The following is an 18,614-nucleotide window of genomic DNA, read 5'->3' as shown; positions in this document are numbered from 1 at the left end:
GCAGCTGCGGCGACGACGCACGCCCGGAGCGGGTATCCGTGCAGCCGGTGCCGGCGCCGGCGCCGTCGTCGTCCTGACCGGTGCGCCGCGGGTGGCCCCGGGCCCGTGGTCGCGACCCCAGGCGTCTACCACCGCGGCGACGACCGCACGGCTGCGGCGACGGCGCGCAGCGGTGTGCACTGCGACCGGGCAGACGCACAGGGGCCCGGCACCGATGCGGTGCCGGGCCCCTGGTGGCTGTCAGCGGATCAGCGATCCGCTCGCCGGGTTCAGCCGCGCGCCGGGCCGATGCCCTGCGCGTTGAGCCCCTCGATGATCCGGGCGGACTCGTCGAAGCCGATGACCACGATGGCGTCGGGGTTGAGGTCGACCATCTGCTGCACCTCGGCGTCGTAGTTCGCCGCCGTGGGGTCGTAGATGACCAGCTCGATGCTGTCCTCCGCCAGCCCGCTGCTCACCAGGTTGTCGACGGTGTTCTCCGCCAGCCCGGTGCCGTAGGAGTCGTTGCGGGCGAGGATCCCGACGGTGCTCACACCGTCAGCGATGATCTCGTCGGCCAGGGCGCGAGCCTGCAGCGTGTCCGGCGGGGCGGTGCGGAAGTACAGCCCGCCGTCGTCGTAGTTGGTGAACTCGTCGGACGTGTTCGCCGGCGAGATCTGCACGACACCGGCACCGGTGACCTTGTCGATGACCGTCCGGGTGACGGCCGAGGAGGCCGCACCGACGATCACGTCGACGTTCTGCTGCAGCAGGGCGTCGACCGACTGGGTCGCGATGTCGGTCGAGGTGTCACCGGAGTCACGCTGGATGAGCTGCACCGGCTGGCCGAGCACGCCGCCGACCCCGTTGATCTCCTGGACGGCCAGCTCGGCGGCGGCGATCTCCGGGGGGCCGAGGAAGGCCAGGTCGCCGGTCTGCGGGAGCAGGGTGCCGATGACGAGCGGGTCGTCGGAGGTGGCGCCCGGCGGGGCCGGCGCAGGGCCCTCGTCCTCCGCGGCGTTCGCCTCGTCGCCGGCGAGCACGAACTCGGTCTCGTCGGCGGCGATCGTGTTGTCGTCGCCGAACTGCAGGATGCCGAAGCTGGCCACGGAGGGCTCACCGGGCGCGGCGAAGGCCAGCGGGCCGGAGACACCGTCGTAGTCGGGGTTGCCCCCGGCGTTGACGATCTCCTGGCAGGAGGCGAAGTCCGTGCAGGTCTCCCCGCCGAAGGTCACGCCGTTGATGTAGGGGGCGAACACGGCGGGGTCGGTGCTGCCCGCCAGCGACGCGGCGATCGCGGAGATCATGATCGCGTCGTAGGTCTCCCCGGCGTAGTTGAAGTCGACCAGGTTCGGGTCCACCTCGAGCAGCCGGTTGGTGAAGTCCTCACCCAGGTCGGTCAGGGGCGTGGTGCCCTTCATCCCGGCGAGCGCGCCCTCCTCGGTGAACGACTCCCCGAGCGCGTTGCCCATGTTGCCGTCGGTGCCGTAGACGTTGACCTGCTTCTCGCCGCTGTCGCCGCCGCCCTCGGCCGACGTGCCACCGTCCTCGTCGCCGCCACCGCAGGCGGTCAGCGCGAGCAGGGCAGCACCGGTGACGGCGATGCTGCGGGCAGTAGTGCCAGTGCGCATCAAATGACTCCCAGTGTCATCAGTGCGCCCGGCGCCGGCGCGCGTACGCGACGACCGCCGACCGGGCGCCGATCGGTGCGCAGAACCTAGCTGCCGTCCGGAAGGTTGCACCCGGCCCGAGAGGGACCGTGATGAGGTCGTGACCTCGGTGTCCGCATGGTGGAACCGCGGGCACGGTCGGTGATCGCCAGGCGACGCTGCGGCGCGACAGACCTGCCGGAACGCCGTCCGGGATCAGGCGGTGCTGTCGTCGGGCGTCGCGGTGGCCGTCAGGATCGACTCCGCGAGGGCCTTCATGCTGGTCCGCTGGTTCATGGCGGTGCGCTGGATCCAGCGGAACGCCTCGGCCTCGGTCATGCCCTGGTCGGCCATCAGCCGGCCCTTCGCCCGCTCGACGACCTTGCGGGTCTCCAGCCGCTCCTCGAGCGACTTCACCTCGCCGTCGAGCGCGGTCATCTCGGCGAACCGGCCCCGCGCCACCTCGATGGCCGGCACGAGGTCGTTCTTGGAGAACGGCTTGACCAGGTACGCCATCGCCCCGGCGTCGCGCGCCCGCTCCACCAGCTCGCGCTGGCTGAACGCGGTGAGCACGATGACCGGCGCCACGCGGGCCGAGGCGATCTGCTCGGCGGCGGAGAGCCCGTCGAGCACCGGCATCTGGATGTCGAGGATGACCAGGTCGGGGCGGAGCTCCTCGGCGCGTTCCACGGCCTGCTGGCCGTCACCGACCTCTGCGACGACCAGATACCCCTCCTCCTCGAGCATCTCCTTGAGGTCGAGACGGATCAACGCCTCGTCCTCGGCGATCAGAACCCGGATCGGCTCGCTGCTCACGGGGTGGCAGCCTATCGGCGTGGGCGCCGGCCCACCGCCCGGCTACTCTTCTCGGGCGCCGGTCGCACCTGGCCGGCACGCCCCCGTACCCCAATCGGCAGAGGGAGCGGATTCAAAACCCGCGCAGTGTGCGTTCGAGTCGCACCGGGGGCACCGAGCGGTCACCGTTCCACCGGGTCGGCCGCCCGGCGTGCGATGGCGAGCGTGAGCAGCCCGGCGACGAGGAAGGTCGCACCGAGCACCGCCCACCCCGCCGCGCCGTGCTCGACGGCGGTCGCGGTGACCACCAGCGGCGCGGCCATCGCACCGAGGGCGTAGCCGGTCTGGCTCACCCCCTGGTACGCCCCGGCGCGGCGCTCGTCGGCCAGCTCGAAGGCCAGCCCCCAGCTGCCGGCCTCACCCCACATCTCGCCGGCGGTGTGCGCGAGGGCCGCGAGCACCAGCACGCCGACCGCCACCACGACGCCGCCGAGGCCGGCCGCCGCGTACAGCGCGCACGCCACCGCCAGCATGGCCCCGGCCAGCGCCACGGCGCGCCCTGCGGTGGGGATGTCGTGGGTGCCGCGCGGCCCGGACCTGGAAGAGCGCGATGAGCACCGTGTTCAGCACGAGGAGCACCGAGACGGTCACCGGGGGCGCGACCGTCCCGCCGGCCACCCAGAGCGGGACGCCGACGGTCTGCAACCCGAAGTGCATGGCGAGGACCGCGTTGAGGCCGGCGACGGCCAGGTAGCGCCCGTCCCGCAGCGGCGAGCGACCTCCCGGCGCCTGCGCGAGCGTGACGGCCGGGGTGTCGCCGCAGCGCCCCCGCACGAGCGCCGGGAGGCCGAGCAGCGGCAGGCAGGAGACGACACGAGGACGCCGACCGCGGCGAGCGTGGCCCGGTAGGCGCCCGCGGTGTCGTGCAGCAGCGCACCCGCGGCCAGGCAGGTGCCCAGGCCGATGAAGACGTTGGTCACCACCCGCAGCCGCGCCCGCACGCCGACGCGGTCCGCGCCGCGGCGAGACGGTGAGCTTCGCCGACGGCGTCGCCTCGGTGCGCCTGAAAGCGGCGATCAGCTACACCCGGTCGACCAGCGGGGAGGGGCTGACGCTCGTGCCCACACTGTTCGGGCGCACCGCCTCCGCCCCCATCTCGCCCGAGGAACCGCCGCTGGTCATGTACGCCGCCCGCGGGGTGGGCACGCTGTGGGAGAGCCGGCGGCTGACCTCTCCGGCGGCGCTCGCGGGCCTGGTCGGAGCTGTCCGCGCCGGGCTGCTCACCGAGCTGGCCACCCCGTCGTCGTCCACCGAGCTCGCGGTGCGCCTGGGGGTCACCACCCCCGCGGTCAACCAGCACCTGCGCGCGCTGCGCGCCGCCGGCCTGCTCCTCTCCGCCCGGCACGGGCGCTCGGTGCTCTACCGCCGCTCCGACCTCGGCGACCGGCTCGTCCCCGCAGCGGGCCGGACGGCCCCGGTACCGCGCCCGGGTGCCCTCCCCGGTCGCGCTGAGCGACGCAATACGGTGGCACCGTGACCGAGCCCGCGCCGCACATGACGCCCGAGCAGTTCCGGCAGCACGGCCACGAGGTGGTCGACTGGATCGCCGACTACTGGACGCGGATCTCTTCCTTCCCGGTGCGCTCGCAGGTCTCCCCCGGCGACGTCCGCGCGGCGCTGCCCGCGGATCCCCCGGAGTCGGGTGAACCGTTCTCCGCGGTGCTGGCCGATCTGGACCGCGTGGTCATGCCGGGCATCACGCACTGGCAGCACCCGGGGTTCTTCGGCTACTTCCCGGCCAACACCTCCGGCCCGTCGGTGCTCGGCGACCTGGTCTCGGCGGGCCTGGGCGTGCAGGGGATGTCCTGGGTGACCAGCCCGGCGGCGACCGAGCTGGAACAGCACGTCATGGACTGGTTCGCCGGCCTGCTGGGCCTGCCGGAGTCCTTCCTCTCCACGGGCAGCGGCGGGGGCGTCGTCCAGGACTCCAGCTCCGGGGCGAACCTCGTCGCGCTGCTGGCCGCCCTCCACCGCGCCTCCGGCGGGGCCACCGTCCGCGGCGGGGTGCAACCCGACCGCGCCACCGTCTACGTGTCCGCCGAGACGCACTCGTCGATGGAGAAGGCCGTGCGCATCGCCGGCCTGGGCAGCGATGCGGTCCGGATCGTGGAGGTCGACGGCGACCTCGCGATGAACCCCGGCGCGCTCGCCGCCCGGCTCGAGCGGGACGTCGCCCGCGGGTACCGGCCCGTGCTGGTCTGCGCGACCATCGGCACGACGTCGACCACCGCGGTCGACCCGCTGGCCGCCATCGGTCCCATCTGCCAGCAGCACGGCGTCTGGCTGCACGTCGACGCCGCGTACGCCGGCGTGAGCGCGGTCGCCCCCGAGCTGCGCGAGTTGCAGGCCGGCGTCGAGTGGGCCGACAGCTACACCACCGACGCCCACAAGTGGCTGCTCACCGGCTTCGACGCGACGCTCTTCTGGGTCGCCGACCGGGCGGCCCTCACCGGCGCCCTGGCGATCCTCCCCGACTACCTGCGCAACGCCGCCACCGACGCCGGCGCCGTCGTCGACTACCGCGACTGGCAGATCGAGCTCGGCCGGCGCTTCCGCGCGCTCAAGCTCTGGTTCGTCCTCCGCTGGTACGGCGCGGAAGGGCTGCGCGCCCACGTCCGGGGGCACGTGGCGCTGGCCCAGGAGCTGGCCGGCTGGGCCGCGGCCGACGACCGGTTCGACGTCGTCGCACCGCACCCGCTGTCCCTGGTCTGCCTCCAGCCCCGCTGGCCGGCCGGTGTCGACGCCGACGTCGCGACGATGACGCTGCTCGACCGCCTCAACGACGGCGGCGAGGTCTTCCTGACCCACACCACCGTGCGTCGGGAGGTGGTCCTGCGCGTCGCGATCGGCTCGCCGGCGACGACGCGGGCGCACGTCGAGCGGGTGTGGGCCCTGCTCACCGAGGGCCACGACTGGCTGGCCGCCGACTTCGCCACCCAGGCCGCCGAGCAGGCCGCGGCACGCGCCGCCGAGCGCGAACGGGCCGAGCAGCCGGCTGCGCAGCCGGACGGGGAGCGCACCGGCGACACGGCGGGCGCGGGCCCCGCCTGAGCGGCGGGGCCGGGGCTCACCGGTCCAGGGACCGGATGAGCCCCTCCTGCGCCACGGTGGCCACGTGCCGGCCGTCGGCGGACCAGATCTGCCCGAAGCAGAGCGCGCGCCCTGCCGACGCCGCGGGGCTGTCGGTCTCGTAGAGCAGCCAGTCGTCGGCACGCACCGGCTGGTGGAACCACACGGCGTGGTCGAGGCTGGCGCCGATGAAGTCCGGCCACCCCCCGCCCAGCCGGGCGAACCCCGCTGAGAGCAGGGTCAGGTCGCTGACGAACGTCAGCGCCGCCGCCTGCACCACCGGGTCGTCCCCCAGCTCGCCGGCGACGCGGAACCAGGTCCACGACTGCGTGTGCGGCGGCGACTTGGGCGGCGCGGCGAACGGGTCCTGCTGGAAGCGCTGCTCGACGACCCGCCCCATCGCCGCCATGAACGCGGCCCGCTCGCCGTGCCGGGCCACGACCTCGTCGGTGCCCATCATCTCGTCGGGGCCGGGCGCCTCCGGCATGGGCAGGGAGTGCTCCGCCACGGCGGGCTCCCCCGCGTGGAAGTCGGCGGTGAGGGCGAAGATCGCCACGTCCTCGCCCCCGCGCCGCTGGCAGGCGATGACCCGCCGGGTGGAGAACGAGCGCCCGTCGCGGATCCGGTCGACGGAGTAGCGGATCTCCTCCGACGGGTCGCCGGGCCGGAGGAAGTAGGAGTGCAGCGAGTGCACGCCCCGCTCGCCGGGCACGGTGCGGCCCGCGGCCACGAGCGCCTGGCCGGCCACCTGCCCGCCGAAGATCCGCTGCCGCTCACTGCTCGGCGTCTTGCCGACGAACACGTCGGGCTCGCGCTCGGCGAGGTCGAGCACCGACAGCAGCGCCGCCGCCTGGGTGTCCTGCGGCCCCCCGGTCACGAGTCCGTCCCCACCTCGTGAACGCGGATGAGGTTCGTGGACCCGACCGTGTTGGGCGGGCTGCCCGCCACCACGACCACCCGGTCGCCCACCTTCAGCCGGCCGATGGACAGCAGCGAGAAGTCCACCTGCGCCACCATGTCGTCGGTGTGCTCCACCATGGGCACCAGGAAGGTCTCCACGCCCCACGACAGGGCGAGTTGGCTGCGCACCCTCGCGTCGACGGTGAACGCGAGCAGCGGCTGCCTGGGGTGCAGCGCCGCGAGCCGCCGGGCGGTCTCCCCCGTCTGCGTGAAGGTGGCCAGCGCCTTGACGTCCAGGGACTCCCCGATGTCCCGCGCCGCCCGGACGATCGCGCCGGAGCGGGACCGCGACCGCCGTGCCACCTCGGGCACCCACAGGTGGTCGCTCTCGACCGCCTCGATGATCCGGTCCATCGTCCGGACCGCGCCGATCGGGTACGCCCCGACGGAGGTCTCCCCCGAGAGCATCACCGCGTCGGCGCCGTCGAGCACGGCGTTGGCGACGTCGGAGGCCTCCGCGCGGGTCGGCCGCGAGTTGGTGATCATCGACTCGAGCATCTGGGTCGCCACGATGACCGGCTTGTTGCGCTCGCGGGCCGCCTGGATGGCCCGCTTCTGCACCAGCGGCACCTGCTCGAGGGCGAGCTCCACGCCCAGGTCCCCGCGAGCGACCATGATGCCGTCGAACGCCTCGACGATGGCATCGAGGTTGCGCACCGCCTCGGGCTTCTCCAGCTTGGCGATGACCGGGACGGAGATGTCCTCCTGGCGCATGATGTCGCGGACCAGCGCCACGTCCGCGGGCGAGCGCACGAAGGACAGGGCGATGAAGTCGACGCCGAGGTGCAGGGCGAACCGCAGGTCGCGCTCGTCCTTGTCCGACAGGGCCGGCACGCTCACCGCCACCCCGGGCAGCGAGAGCCCCTTGTTGTTCGACACCTTGCCGCCCTCGACGACGAGGCAGAAGACGTCGGGGCCCTCGACGCGGACGACGCTGAGGGAGAGGTTGCCGTCGTCGACCAGGAGCCGGTCCCCCACCCGGACGTCGTTGGCGAGGTCCTTGTAGGTGGTCGAGACCCGCTCCGCGGTGCCCTCGACGTCCTCGACGGTGATGCAGACCTCGCTGCCGGTCGCCCAGGTGACCGGACCGTCGGCGAAGGTGCCCAGCCGGATCTTGGGCCCCTGGAGGTCCGCCAGGATGGCCACGGCGTGGCCGGTGCTGTCGGAGGCCTGCCGCACCAGGTGGTAGGCGGTCGCGTGGTCCTCGTGGGAACCGTGGCTGAAGTTGAGGCGGGCGACGTCCATCCCCGACTCGACGAGGGCGGTGACCTGCTCGGCGGAGCTGGTGGCCGGACCGAGGGTGCAGACGATCTTCGCGCGGCGGGACATGGGGATAACGCTAGTGCCACGACGAACTCGGTGGCGGAGCGACCCGGGCCCGGTTCCCGCGTGTCGGTGATACCGACCGGTAGGAACCGGGCCCGGGGCTGGAGCGGGTGCTGCTACCGCAGCGCGACCGCCGTCGGGGTGACCGGCCGGGGCAACATGGACTCCCCGGTCAGCCAGGTGTCGACGGCGGCAGCAGCGGCGCGGCCCTCCGCGATCGCCCAGACGATGAGCGACTGGCCCCGGCCCATGTCGCCGGCCACGAAGACGCCGGGCACGGTGGACATGAACTCCCCGTCACGGGAGACGTTGCCCCGGCCGTCGACCTCGACGCCGAGGGTGTCGACGAGGCCCTCGCGCTGCGCCCCGGTGAAGCCCATGGCGAGGAACACCAGGTCGGCGGGGAGCTCTCGCTCGGTCCCCTCGATCTTCTGGAACCGGCCGTCGACGCGCTCGACCTCGTGGAGGAGCAGCGCGCGGACGTTGCCGTTCTCGTCGCCGAGGAACCGCTCGGTGTTGACCGAGTACAGCCGCTCGCCGCCCTCTTCGTGCGCGCTGGAGACGCGCATGATCATCGGGTAGGTCGGCCACGGGTTGCTGGCCTGGTCGCGACGGTCCGGCGGGGACGGCATGATCTCCAGCTGCGTGACCGAGGCCGCGCCCTGGCGGTGGGCGGTGCCGAGGCAGTCGGCACCGGTGTCACCGCCACCGATGATCACGACGTGCTTGCCGTGGGCGTTGATCGGCGGGTCGTCGAGCTCGCCGAGAGCCTGGCGGTTGCCGTAGGGCAGGTACTCCATGGCCAGGTGGATGCCGGCCAGCTCACGGCCGGGAGCCGGGAGGTCGCGGCCGATGGTCGCGCCGCCGGCGAGCACCACGGCGTCGAAGTCGCCACGCAGCTGCTCGACCGACAGGTCACCCTCGCCGCTACCGCCCACCTCGACGCCGGTGACGAACCGGGTGCCCTCGGCGCGCATCTGGTCCAGCCGCCGGTCCAGGACGGACTTCTCCATCTTGAACTCGGGGATGCCGTAGCGGATCAGCCCGCCGATGCGGTCGGCCCGCTCGTAGACGGTCACGTCGTGGCCGGCCCGGGTGAGCTGCTGGCCGGCGGCCAGCCCGGCGGGGCCGGACCCGACGACGGCGACCTTCTTGCCGGTGCGCTCGGCCGAGGTCTGCGGCTGCACCCAGCCCTCGTCCCAGGCGCGGTCGATGATCTCCCACTCGATCTGCTTGATGGTGACCGGCGACTCCTGCAGGTTCAGCACGCAGGAGCCCTCGCACGGCGCCGGGCAGAGCTTCCCGGTGAACTCCGGGAAGTTGTTCGTCGCGTGCAGCCGCTCGATCGCGTCGTGCCAGTCGTCGCGGCGGGCGAGGTCGTTCCACTCCGGAATCAGGTTCGCCACCGGGCAGGCGTGGTGGCAGAACGGGATGCCGCAGTCCATGCAGCGGGCGGCCTGCTTGCGCACCTCCGCCGTCGGGAACAACGGGTCCTCCCCGTTCTGGCGCCGGGTGTAGACGTCCTTCCAGTCCAGGAGGCGGACCTCGACGGGGCGGCGCGGCGGGAGGTCGCGCTCGTACTTCAGGAAACCGGTCTGGTCAGCCACGTGCCGCCTCCATCACTGCTCGGTCCACGTCCGTACCGGCGGCCTCCGCGGCCCGTCGGGCCTCCAGTGCCCGCCGGTAGTCGCGCGGCATGATCACGCTGAACTGCTCCGACCAGCGGCCCCAGTCGGCCAGCAGCGCGGTCGCCACGGTCGACTCGGTGTCGGCCGCGTAGCGCACGAGCACGTCGCGCAGCCACTGCGCCGACTCGCCGTCCAGCGGCTCGACGTCCACCATCTCGGGGTTCACCCGGTGCCGGGCGAGGTCCAGCACGTACGCGATGCCCCCGGACATGCCGGCGGCGATGTTGCGGCCGGTCGGCCCGAGGATCACCGCGCGCCCCCCGGTCATGTACTCGAGGGCGTGGTCGCCCACGCCCTCGACGACGGCCAGCGCGCCGGAGTTGCGCACGCAGAACCGCTCGCCGACCCGGCCCCGGAGGAAGATCTCCCCGCCCGTGGCGCCGTAGCCGATGACGTTGCCGGCGATGACGTTGTCCTCGGCCGCGAACGACGCCTCGCGGGACGGCCGCACGATGATCCGGCCGCCGGACAGCCCCTTGCCGACGTAGTCGTTGGCGTCACCGAACAGCCGCATGGTGATGCCGCGCGGCACGAACGCGCCGAACGACTGCCCGGCCGATCCGCCGAAGGTGAGGTCGATCGTGCCGTCGGGCAGCCCCTCGCCGCCGAAGCGGCGGGTGACCATCGACCCCAGCATCGTGCCCACGGTGCGGTTGACGTTGCGCACCGGCAGCTCCAGGCTCACCGGTCGCGCGTCGAGCAGCGCCCCCTCGCACAGCTGGATGAGCGTCTGGTCCAGCGCCACGTCCAGGCCGTGGTCCTGGCCGCGCACGGCCCGCCGCGGCGTGCCCTCGGGCAGCTCGGGCACGACGAGCACCGGTGCGAGGTCGAGGCCCTGCGCCTTCCAGTGGTCGACGGCCTGGCGGGTGTCCAGCAGCTCGGCGTGACCGACGGCCTCGTCGATGGACCGGAAGCCCAGCTCGGCCAGGTAGGAGCGCACCTGCTCGGCGAGGAACTCGAAGAACGTGACCACGAACTCCGGCCGCCCGGTGAACCGCTTGCGCAGCTCCGGGTTCTGGGTGGCGACGCCGACCGGGCAGGTGTCGAGGTGGCAGACCCGCATCATCACGCATCCGGAGACCACCAGCGGCGCGGTCGCGAAGCCGAACTCCTCGGCCCCCAGCAGCGCCGCGACGATCACGTCGCGACCGGTCTTCATCTGGCCGTCGACCTGCACCACGATGCGGTCGCGCAGCCCGTTGGCCAGCAGGGTCTGCTGGGTCTCCGCCAGACCGAGCTCCCACGGCGAGCCCGCGTGCTTGAGCGAGGTGAGCGGCGCGGCACCGGTGCCGCCGTCGAACCCGGAGATCAGGACGACGTCGGCGTGCGCCTTGCTGACACCCGCCGCGACCGTGCCGACGCCGACCTCGGCGACGAGCTTGACGTGCACCCGCGCCTGGTCGTTGGCGTTCTTCAGGTCGTGGATGAGCTGCTTGAGGTCCTCGATCGAGTAGATGTCGTGGTGCGGCGGCGGGCTGATCAGGCCGACGCCCGGCGTCGAGTGCCGGGTCCGGGCGACCCACGGGTAGACCTTGCCGCCGGGCAGCTGTCCGCCCTCGCCGGGCTTGGCGCCCTGCGCCATCTTGATCTGGATGTCGTCGGCGTTGACCAGGTACTCGCTGGTGACGCCGAACCGGCCGGAGGCCACCTGCTTGATCGCCGAGCGGCGCAGGTCGCCGTTCGGGTCGGGGGTGAACCGGTCGGGGTCCTCACCGCCCTCGCCGGTGTTCGAGCGACCGCCGAGGCGGTTCATGGCGATGGCGAGGGTCTCGTGCGCCTCCTGCGAGATCGAGCCGTAGCTCATCGCGCCGGTGTTGAAGCGCTTCACGATCTCGCTGACCGGCTCCACCTCGTCGAGCGGCACGGGCGGACGCACGCCGGTCTTCAGCGTGAACAGGCCGCGCAGCGTGGCGGCTTCCTCGGACATCTTGTCGACGGTCTGCGTGTACTTCTCGAAGACGTCGTACTGCCGGGAGCGCGTGGCGTGCTGCAGGAGGAACACCGTCTCGGGGTTGAACAGGTGCACCTCGCCCTCGCGGCGCCACTGGTACTCGCCGCCGACCTCGAGGCGACGGTGCGCGGTCTCGGTGGGGTTCTCCGGGTAGGCGCGGCGGTGGCGCATGGCCACCTCCTCGGCCAGCACGTCGATGCCGACGCCGCCCAGGGGGCAGGAGGTGCCGGTGAAGTACTCGTCGACGAGCTCCTGGGAGAGGCCGACGGCCTCGAAGATCTGCGCCATCGTGTACGAGCCGACGGTGCTGATGCCCATCTTGCTCATGACCTTCAGGACGCCCTTGCCCAGCGCCTTCACCACGTTGCGCACCGCCTGGGCGGGCTCGACGCCGGTGAGGACGCCGTCGCGGATGAGGTCCTCGATCGACTCGAAGGCCAGGTAGGGGTTGACCGCTGCGGCGCCGTAGCCCAGCAGCAGCGCGACATGGTGCACCTCGCGGCAGTCGCCGGACTCGACGACGAGGCCCACCTCCATGCGGGTCTTCTCCCGCACCAGGTGGTGGTGCACCGCGGCGGTCATCAGCAGCGACGGGATGGGAGCGCGCTGCTCGTCGCAGTCGCGGTCGGAGAGCACGATGATCCGGGCGCCGGCGGAGATGGCCTTGGAGACCTTGGTGCGCAGCTGCTCGATCGCCTCGGCCAGCGCCGTGCCGCCGCCGTTGACGTCGAAGTGACCGGTGATCCGGACGGCGGCGTACCCGGGCAGGTCGCCGTCGTCGTCGATGTGCAGGATCTTGGCCAGCTCGTCGTTGTCGATGACCGGGAAGGGCAGGTAGACCTGCCGGCAGGACGCCGGGGTGGCGGCGAGCAGGTTCTGCTCCGGGCCGAAGGTGCGGCCCAGGCTGGTCACCAGCTCCTCACGGATGGCGTCCAGCGGCGGGTTGGTCACCTGCGCGAACAGCTGACCGAAGTAGTCGTAGAGCAGCCGGGAGCGGTCCGACAGCGCGGCGATGGGGGTGTCGGTCCCCATCGAGCCGATCGGCTCGGCGCCGCTGGCCGCCATCGGCGTGACCAGCATGCGCAGGTCCTCCTCGGTGTAGCCGAAGAGGAGCTGACGGCGCACGACCGACTCGTGGCTGGGCCGGGAGCGACGGCGCTCGGGCAGCTGCGGCAGGTGCACCAGGCCGGCGTGCAGCCAGTCGTCGTAGGGGTGCTCCGCGGCCAGGGCGCCCTTGACCTCCTCGTCGGAGACGATCCGCCCCGAGGCGGTGTCGACGAGGAACATGCGGCCCGGCTGCAGCCGGCCCTTGGCCACGACGTCGGCGGCCGGGATGTCGAGCACGCCGACCTCGCTGGCCATGACCACCAGGTCGTCCTTGGTGTGCCACCAGCGGCCCGGGCGCAGGCCGTTGCGGTCGAGCACCGCGCCGATCAGCGTGCCGTCGGTGAAGCAGACGGCGGCGGGGCCGTCCCACGGCTCCATGATCGAGGAGTGGAAGCGGTAGAAGGCCCGGCGGGCGGCGTCCATCTCGGCGTGGTTCTCCCACGCCTCGGGGATCATCATCAGCACCGCGTGCGGCAGCGAGCGGCCGGACAGGTGCAGCAGCTCGAGGACCTCGTCGAAGGTCGCCGAGTCGCTGAAGTCGCTGGCGGTGACCGGGAAGATCCGGTCCAGGCCGAGCTCGCTGGCCGGGCCGGCCGGGCCGTCGAACAGCTCGGTCTCCAGCTTGGCCTCGCGGGCGCGCATCCGGTTGCGGTTGCCCTTGATCGTGTTGATCTCGCCGTTGTGCGCGATGAAGCGGAACGGGTGGGCCAGTGGCCAGCTCGGGAAGGTGTTGGTGGAGAACCGGCTGTGCACCAGCGCGATCGCCGACTCGTAGCGCTCGTCGCGCAGGTCGGTGAAGAACAGCGGCAGCTGGTCGGTGGTGAGCATGCCCTTGTAGGTGATCGTGCGCGACGACAGCGAGGCGATGTACAGCGAGCTGCCCGCGTCGACGGCGGCCCGCTCGGCACGCTTGCGCAGCACGAAGGAGCGCCGCTCCAGCCGGGTGACCCCGTTGCAGACGACGTTCCCGCCGAAGGCCTTCTCGTCGGCCCGGCCGCCCATGGTCTCGGCGACGAAGACCTGGGCGAAGTGCGGCATCACCGCCCGCGCCGTGGGGCCGAGGTCCGCGCCCTCGGGCTCGACCGGGACGTCGCGCCAGCCGAGGACGGTGAGCCCCTCCTCCTCGGCGAGGCGGGCCACGTCGTCGTACCGGGCGGCGCGCTCGGCCTCGTCGGTCGGCAGGAACGCGATGCCGACCGAGTACTCGCCGAGCGGCGGCAGGTCGAAGCCCACGCTGGCGCGCAGCAGCGCGTCGGGGATCTGGGTGAGGATGCCGGCCCCGTCACCCGAGTTCGGCTCGGCGCCGGCGGCGCCGCGGTGGTCGAGGTTGTGCAGCGCGGTGAGACCGGCGGCGACGATCCGGCGGCTCCGGCGGCCACGGGCGTCGGCCACGAAGGCGACACCGCAGGCGTCCTTGTCGTTGGCCGGGTCGTAGAGCCCGCTGGGGGCGGGCACGGCGGAGAACGGCACAGCGCTGGCGGGGGCTGCCGCGGTGGCGGTGGCGGGAAGGTCGGTCATGTCACTCCCGTCGTCGGCGCACCGTCGTCCCTCGGAGCGAGGGGTGGACGGGGGGCGGGGGCCCGGGCCGGGGGTCAAGGGCGGCGGTCAGGGGCGGCACGTGCGGAGGCGCGGGGACCGGCCGGACACAGGTGGCCCCGACCGGCAGCGGCGCGCGAGCCCACCGGTTGGTGCCGGCAGGCCGTCGTCCGCGGGGCAGCGCTGGCCCGGTCCGACACTACGACCCGACCAGGATCGCTGGCGGGTCAGCCGGAAGAGTACACAGCCGTAACACCGTCCTGACACGTCCGAAGCCGATCCGTGACGGTGCACACGCCCACCGGCCGCGGGTCGTCGCACCGGACCGGCGGTGCCGCCGTCAGCCCGTGGCCGGCGGTCGGTGATCGTCGTCACGCGCCCCGGCCGCCGAGGCCCCGGACGACTCGCCGGACGCCTCGGCCGCCGGCCCGGAGGACGGGCGGGGACCGCGGTCGACGACCTCCCGGGGGCGCCCGCGCTGCCAGACGAAGTAGGCGACGGCGAGCAGGCCGACGACGATCGAGGTGAAGACGTTGACCCGGACTCCGAAGAAGGTCTCCGCGGGGTCGGTGCGCAGCAACTCGATCCACAGCCGCCCGGCGCAGTAGGACGCCACGTAGAGCGCGAACGCGCGGCCGTGGCCGAGCCGGAAGCGGCGATCGGCCCAGATGACCAGCGCCGCGGCCGCGAGGTTCCACAGCATCTCGTAGAGGAACGTCGGGTGGAACGTCCCGAGGACGACCGGCTCACCATCCGCGCCGGTGACCGCCTGGCCCCCGCTCCACTCGTAGATGGTCAGCGCCCAGGGGAGGTCGGTCGGGCCGCCGTAGAGCTCGTTGTTGAACCAGTTGCCCAGCCGGCCGATCGCCTGGGCGACGAGCAGCCCGGGCGCCAGGGCGTCGGCGAACGCGGGCAGCGGGATGCCGCGCCGCCGGCAGGCGATCCACGCCCCCACCCCGCCGAGCGCGATCGCGCCCCAGATGCCGAGGCCGCCGTCCCAGATGGCGAAGGCGCGCAGCGGGTCGCCACCCTCGCCGAAGTACGGGCGGGGGCTGGAGACCACGTGGTAGAGCCGGCCGCCGGCGATGCCGAAGGGGACGGCCCAGATGGCGATGTCCAGCACGTCGTCGGCGTGCCCGCCCCGGGCGACCCAGCGCCGCTGGGTCAGCACGATGGCGGCGACGATCCCGGCGATGATGCACAGCGCGTAGGCGCGGATCGGCAGCGGACCGAGGTGCCAGACGGCCTGGGTAGGGCTGGGGATGGCCGCGAGGACGCTCACGCGCGCACCTCCGCCCGGCGGACGCCGTCGGCCAGGTCCCGGGTCAGCACGCGGACGCCCTCGGTCCCCCGCCCCTCGAGCAGCTCCCGCACGTACGCGGAGCCGACGATGACCCCGTCGGCGAACGCGGCCACCTCCGCGGCCTGGTCGCCGTCCGAGACGCCGAGGCCGACGCAGACGGCGAGGTCGGGCGCGGCCTCCCGGGTGCGGGCCACGAGCCGCTCGGCGGCGTCGCCGACGGTGGCACGGGTGCCGGTGACCCCCATGGTCGAGGCCGCGTACACGAACCCGCGGCAGGCGGCGGTGGTGGACCGCAACCGGGCGTCGGTCGACGACGGGGCGACGAGGAACACCCGGTCGAGGTCGGACCGCTCGGCGGCGGCGATCCACGCACCGGCCTCGTCGGGGATGAGGTCGGGGGTGATGGCCCCCGCTCCCCCGGCCGCGGCCAGATCGGTCGCGAACCGCTCGACGCCGTAGCGCTCGATCGGGTTCCAGTAGCTCATCACCACCGGGACGGCGCCGGCCGCGGCCACCGCCTCGACGGCCCGCAGGACGTCGCGCATGCCCACCCCGGCCCGCACGGCGACGTCCACCGCCTGCTGGATGACGGGTCCGTCCATGCCGGGGTCGCTGTACGGGACACCGACCTCGATCACGTCCGCCCCCGCCTCGACGGCCGCCACCATGGCGGCGATCGACCCCTCGACGTCCGGGTAGCCGACCGGCAGGTAGGCGATCAGCGCCGCCCGGCCCTCGGTCCTCGCCGCGCCGAGCCGCTCGGCCAGCCTGCTCACGCCATCTCCCCTGCGTCCGGGCCGGCCACGGCCTCGTCGTTGGTGACCCCACCCTCGGTGGGCTGCTGATCGGTGTCCAGGCCCGGGCCCGGAGCGGCGTCGTCCCGGTCGCCCAGCCCGAACCACCGGGACGCGGTCTCCACGTCCTTGTCGCCGCGGCCGGAGAGGTTGACCAGCAGCAGCGAGTCCGGACCCAGCTCGCGCCCCAGCGCGAGCGCCCCCGCGAGGGCGTGCGCCGACTCGATCGCCGGGATGATGCCCTCGGTCCGGCAGAGCAGCGCGAAGGCCTCCATCGCCTCGGCGTCGGTGACCGGCCGGTACTCCGCCCGCCCGATGTCGTGCAGGTAGGAGTGCTCCGGGCCGACGCCCGGGTAGTCCAGCCCCGCGCTGATCGAGTGCGACTCCACGGTCTGGCCGTTCTCGTCCTGCAGCAGGAAGGACCGGGCGCCGTGCAGGACGCCGGGCGAGCCCCCGGTGATCGTGGCCGCGTGGCGGTCGGTGTCGACGCCGTCGCCGCCGGCCTCCAGGCCGATCAGCCGCACCCCGTCGTCGGGGACGAAGGCGGTGAAGATGCCGATGGCGTTGGACCCCCCGCCGACGCAGGCCAGGACGGCGTCGGGCAGGCGCTCCTCGCGCTCGAGCACCTGGGTACGGGCCTCGTCGCCGATCACCCGCTGGAAGTCGCGGACCATCGCCGGGAACGGATGCGGCCCCGCGACGGTGCCGAAGACGTAGTTGGTGGTCTCGACGTTGGTGACCCAGTCGCGGAAGGCCTCGTTGATCGCGTCCTTGAGGGTGCGCGAGCCGGTGGTGACCGGGACGACCTCGGCGCCGAGCAGCCGCATGCGGGCGACGTTCAGCGCCTGGCGTCGGGTGTCCTCCTCGCCCATGTAGACGGTGCAGGACAGCCCCATCAGCGCCGCCGCGGTGGCGGTGGCGACGCCGTGCTGGCCGGCGCCGGTCTCCGCGATGACACGGGTCTTGCCGATCCGCCGGGTGAGCAGGGCCTGGCCCAGCACGTTGTTGATCTTGTGCGAGCCGGTGTGGTTGAGGTCCTCGCGCTTGAGCAGGACCCGCGCGCCGCCCGCGTGCACCGCGAACTTCGGCACCTCGGTGACCGGGCTCGGCCGGCCGGTGTAGTCGCGCTGCAGGCGGGCGAACTCGCTGAGGAACGCCGGGTCGACCCGCATCGCCTCGTAGGCCTCGGTCAGCTCGTCGAGGGCGGCGATCAGCGCCTCGGGGACGAACCGGCCGCCGAAGACCCCGAAGTGCCCGGTGGCGTCCGGCCAGCCCGGTCGCGCCGGGAGCGAGAGGTCTCCGGTCTGCGGTGGGCTGGTCGTCGTCATGCGCACAGTGTCCCGCGCCGGGGACCACGAGCGGCGCAGGGGTGCGCGGGACGTCACCGGATCGGTCGAGTGCCCCGGCACGGGATCAGAACGGGGGTGGGTCGGCGTCCGGCTCGGGTGGTGGCGGTGGTGGTTGCGGTGGTGCGGTGAGGACGCGGTAGCCGGGTGGTCGGCTGGTGCGGGTGACCCCGGACGGGGTGATGACGGTGAGCACGCCGTCGTCGCTGAGCGTGTGGGTCCAGCCGGGGGCGAAGGTCTTGAGCCGGTGGTGGTGGCGGCACAGGCAGCACAAGTTCTCGCAGGCGGTGGCGCCGCGGTCGGCGTGCGGGATGACGTGGTCCAGATCGGCCCAGCCGGCGGGCACGGTGCAGCCGGGGTGCCGGCAGGTGCGGTCCCGCGTTGCGAGGAAGCGTTGCTGGGCGGCCGAGGGCCGGTAGCGGTCCACCGGACCCGGTGGGCCGAGCAGCGGGCAGCCGCGGGTGGCCAGCTTCTCCAGCTCGCGGCGGCCGGTGACCGCCCGCAGTCTTCCGGTGGCGTCGGTGAGCGCGATCTGCAGGCTGCCGCCGGGTGGGGCCTGCACGCCTGCGGCATCCAGGGCGGCGAGTAGTTCGCGCAGGTGGGCGGCGGTGATCGGCTCCCCGTCCACCTCCCCGACCGGCGCGGGCGTGCCGGGCGGGGTGAAGGCGGCCGGTGCCGGGGCGCCGGCGGCGAGGAACCCGGCCGAAGTCAGCGCGGGCAGCGGCGCCACCACGGTCAGGTGCGCGGTCACCGCCGGTTGCTGCTGCCAGGGGCGCAGCAGCAGGTCGGTGAGGGCTCCGGTGCGCAGCATGCCGATCGGCCGATCGTCGCCGGCGTCCTTGGCGGCGTGGGCGTGGGCATCGACGGCGTCCCGGCAGGCCCGGGCCTCGGGATGGGGCAGCAGGGCACGCAGCTCGCTCATCCCGTCCCCGACCGGGCGCACCGTCACATCCGCTGCCCGCCGACGGGCCCGTCGGGGGCGGTCGGCCGCGGGGGCGTCGCGGGCGATCAGGACGGCGCGCACCGCCTCCCGCAGCTTCCCCACCCCCAA

13 protein-coding genes and 1 tRNA gene are annotated in these 18,614 nt (G+C 73.5%); 3 read left to right on the top strand and 11 right to left on the bottom strand.

Annotated features, from left to right (window positions below; genetic code table 11):
* Positions 1 to 269: 269 nt before the first annotated feature.
* Together ACI79K_RS07000 and ACI79K_RS06995 are read right to left on the bottom strand one after the other, a co-directional pair.
* Positions 270 to 1,610 (bottom strand): ABC transporter substrate-binding protein, encoded by a 1,341-nt coding sequence (locus ACI79K_RS07000; RefSeq protein ID WP_456588601.1) that lies wholly within the window; start codon positions 1,608 to 1,610, stop codon positions 270 to 272.
* A gap of 234 nt (positions 1,611 to 1,844) precedes the next feature.
* On the bottom strand, positions 1,845 to 2,444 hold the full coding sequence (locus ACI79K_RS06995; RefSeq protein WP_456597702.1) for an ANTAR domain-containing response regulator: 600 nt from the start codon (positions 2,442 to 2,444) through the stop codon (positions 1,845 to 1,847).
* Between the two features lie 79 nt (positions 2,445 to 2,523).
* Between ACI79K_RS06995 and ACI79K_RS06990 the strand changes: the two genes are divergently transcribed.
* Positions 2,524 to 2,597 (top strand) — tRNA-Leu (locus tag ACI79K_RS06990).
* Positions 2,598 to 2,605: 8 nt separating this feature from the next.
* On the opposite strand, the gene ACI79K_RS06985 is transcribed toward ACI79K_RS06990, so the two are convergent.
* Complete coding sequence (locus ACI79K_RS06985; protein ID WP_456599331.1) at positions 2,606 to 2,974, bottom strand: hypothetical protein; 369 nt, start codon at positions 2,972 to 2,974, stop codon at positions 2,606 to 2,608.
* 479 nt (positions 2,975 to 3,453) lie between these two features.
* Here ACI79K_RS06985 and ACI79K_RS06980 point away from each other — a divergent pair, with 479 nt between their 5' ends.
* Positions 3,454 to 3,960 (top strand): ArsR/SmtB family transcription factor, encoded by a 507-nt coding sequence (locus ACI79K_RS06980; protein ID WP_456599330.1) that lies wholly within the window; start codon positions 3,454 to 3,456, stop codon positions 3,958 to 3,960.
* Positions 3,957 to 5,534: a pyridoxal-dependent decarboxylase gene (locus tag ACI79K_RS06975; protein ID WP_456588597.1), complete on the top strand. Its 1,578-nt coding sequence runs from the start codon at positions 3,957 to 3,959 to the stop codon at positions 5,532 to 5,534. Before ACI79K_RS06980 ends, ACI79K_RS06975 begins: the two co-directional genes overlap by 4 nt.
* Positions 5,535 to 5,550: 16 nt before the next feature.
* On the opposite strand, the gene ACI79K_RS06970 is transcribed toward ACI79K_RS06975, so the two are convergent.
* The 8 genes from ACI79K_RS06970 to ACI79K_RS06935 form a co-directional block, all read right to left on the bottom strand.
* On the bottom strand, positions 5,551 to 6,429 hold the full coding sequence (locus ACI79K_RS06970) for an acyl-CoA thioesterase (protein WP_456588596.1): 879 nt from the start codon (positions 6,427 to 6,429) through the stop codon (positions 5,551 to 5,553).
* On the bottom strand, positions 6,426 to 7,841 hold the full coding sequence (gene pyk, locus ACI79K_RS06965) for a pyruvate kinase (protein ID WP_456588595.1): 1,416 nt from the start codon (positions 7,839 to 7,841) through the stop codon (positions 6,426 to 6,428). The genes ACI79K_RS06970 and pyk overlap by 4 nt, the downstream gene beginning before the upstream one ends.
* A 113-nt stretch (positions 7,842 to 7,954) precedes the next feature.
* A complete protein-coding gene (locus tag ACI79K_RS06960; protein WP_456599329.1) occupies positions 7,955 to 9,445 on the bottom strand; it encodes a glutamate synthase subunit beta in 1,491 nt (496 codons plus the stop codon).
* Positions 9,438 to 14,102: a glutamate synthase large subunit gene (gene gltB / locus ACI79K_RS06955; protein ID WP_456599328.1), complete on the bottom strand. Its 4,665-nt coding sequence runs from the start codon at positions 14,100 to 14,102 to the stop codon at positions 9,438 to 9,440. The genes ACI79K_RS06960 and gltB overlap by 8 nt, the downstream gene beginning before the upstream one ends.
* Positions 14,103 to 14,460: 358 nt before the next feature.
* Positions 14,461 to 15,402: a prolipoprotein diacylglyceryl transferase gene (gene lgt / locus ACI79K_RS06950; RefSeq protein WP_456588592.1), complete on the bottom strand. Its 942-nt coding sequence runs from the start codon at positions 15,400 to 15,402 to the stop codon at positions 14,461 to 14,463.
* Positions 15,399 to 16,199: a tryptophan synthase subunit alpha gene (gene trpA, locus ACI79K_RS06945; protein WP_456588591.1), complete on the bottom strand. Its 801-nt coding sequence runs from the start codon at positions 16,197 to 16,199 to the stop codon at positions 15,399 to 15,401. Before trpA ends, lgt begins: the two co-directional genes overlap by 4 nt.
* On the bottom strand, positions 16,196 to 17,545 hold the full coding sequence (trpB, locus tag ACI79K_RS06940) for a tryptophan synthase subunit beta (protein WP_456599327.1): 1,350 nt from the start codon (positions 17,543 to 17,545) through the stop codon (positions 16,196 to 16,198). Before trpB ends, trpA begins: the two co-directional genes overlap by 4 nt.
* Positions 17,546 to 17,630: 85 nt before the next feature.
* The coding region (locus ACI79K_RS06935) for an HNH endonuclease signature motif containing protein (RefSeq protein ID WP_456599326.1) at positions 17,631 to 18,614 on the bottom strand (984 nt) is incomplete at its 5' end.

It is taken from the genome of Blastococcus sp. SYSU DS0616 (genome assembly GCF_054051015.1).
Note: the sequence above shows the minus strand (reverse complement) of the source record. Positions and strands in the feature narration are given on the sequence as shown.

Bases quoted from the DNA above. Each gene is read 5' to 3' on its own strand.
- ACI79K_RS07000 (WP_456588601.1), bottom strand. From the start codon at position 1,610: ATGCGCACTGGCACTACTGCCCGCAGCATCGCCGTCACCGGTGCTGCC.
- gltB (WP_456599328.1), bottom strand. From the start codon at position 14,102: ATGACCGACCTTCCCGCCACCGCCACCGCGGCAGCCCCCGCCAGCGCT.
- trpB (WP_456599327.1), bottom strand. From the start codon at position 17,545: ATGACGACGACCAGCCCACCGCAGACCGGAGACCTCTCGCTCCCGGCG.
- pyk (WP_456588595.1), bottom strand. From the start codon at position 7,841: ATGTCCCGCCGCGCGAAGATCGTCTGCACCCTCGGTCCGGCCACCAGC.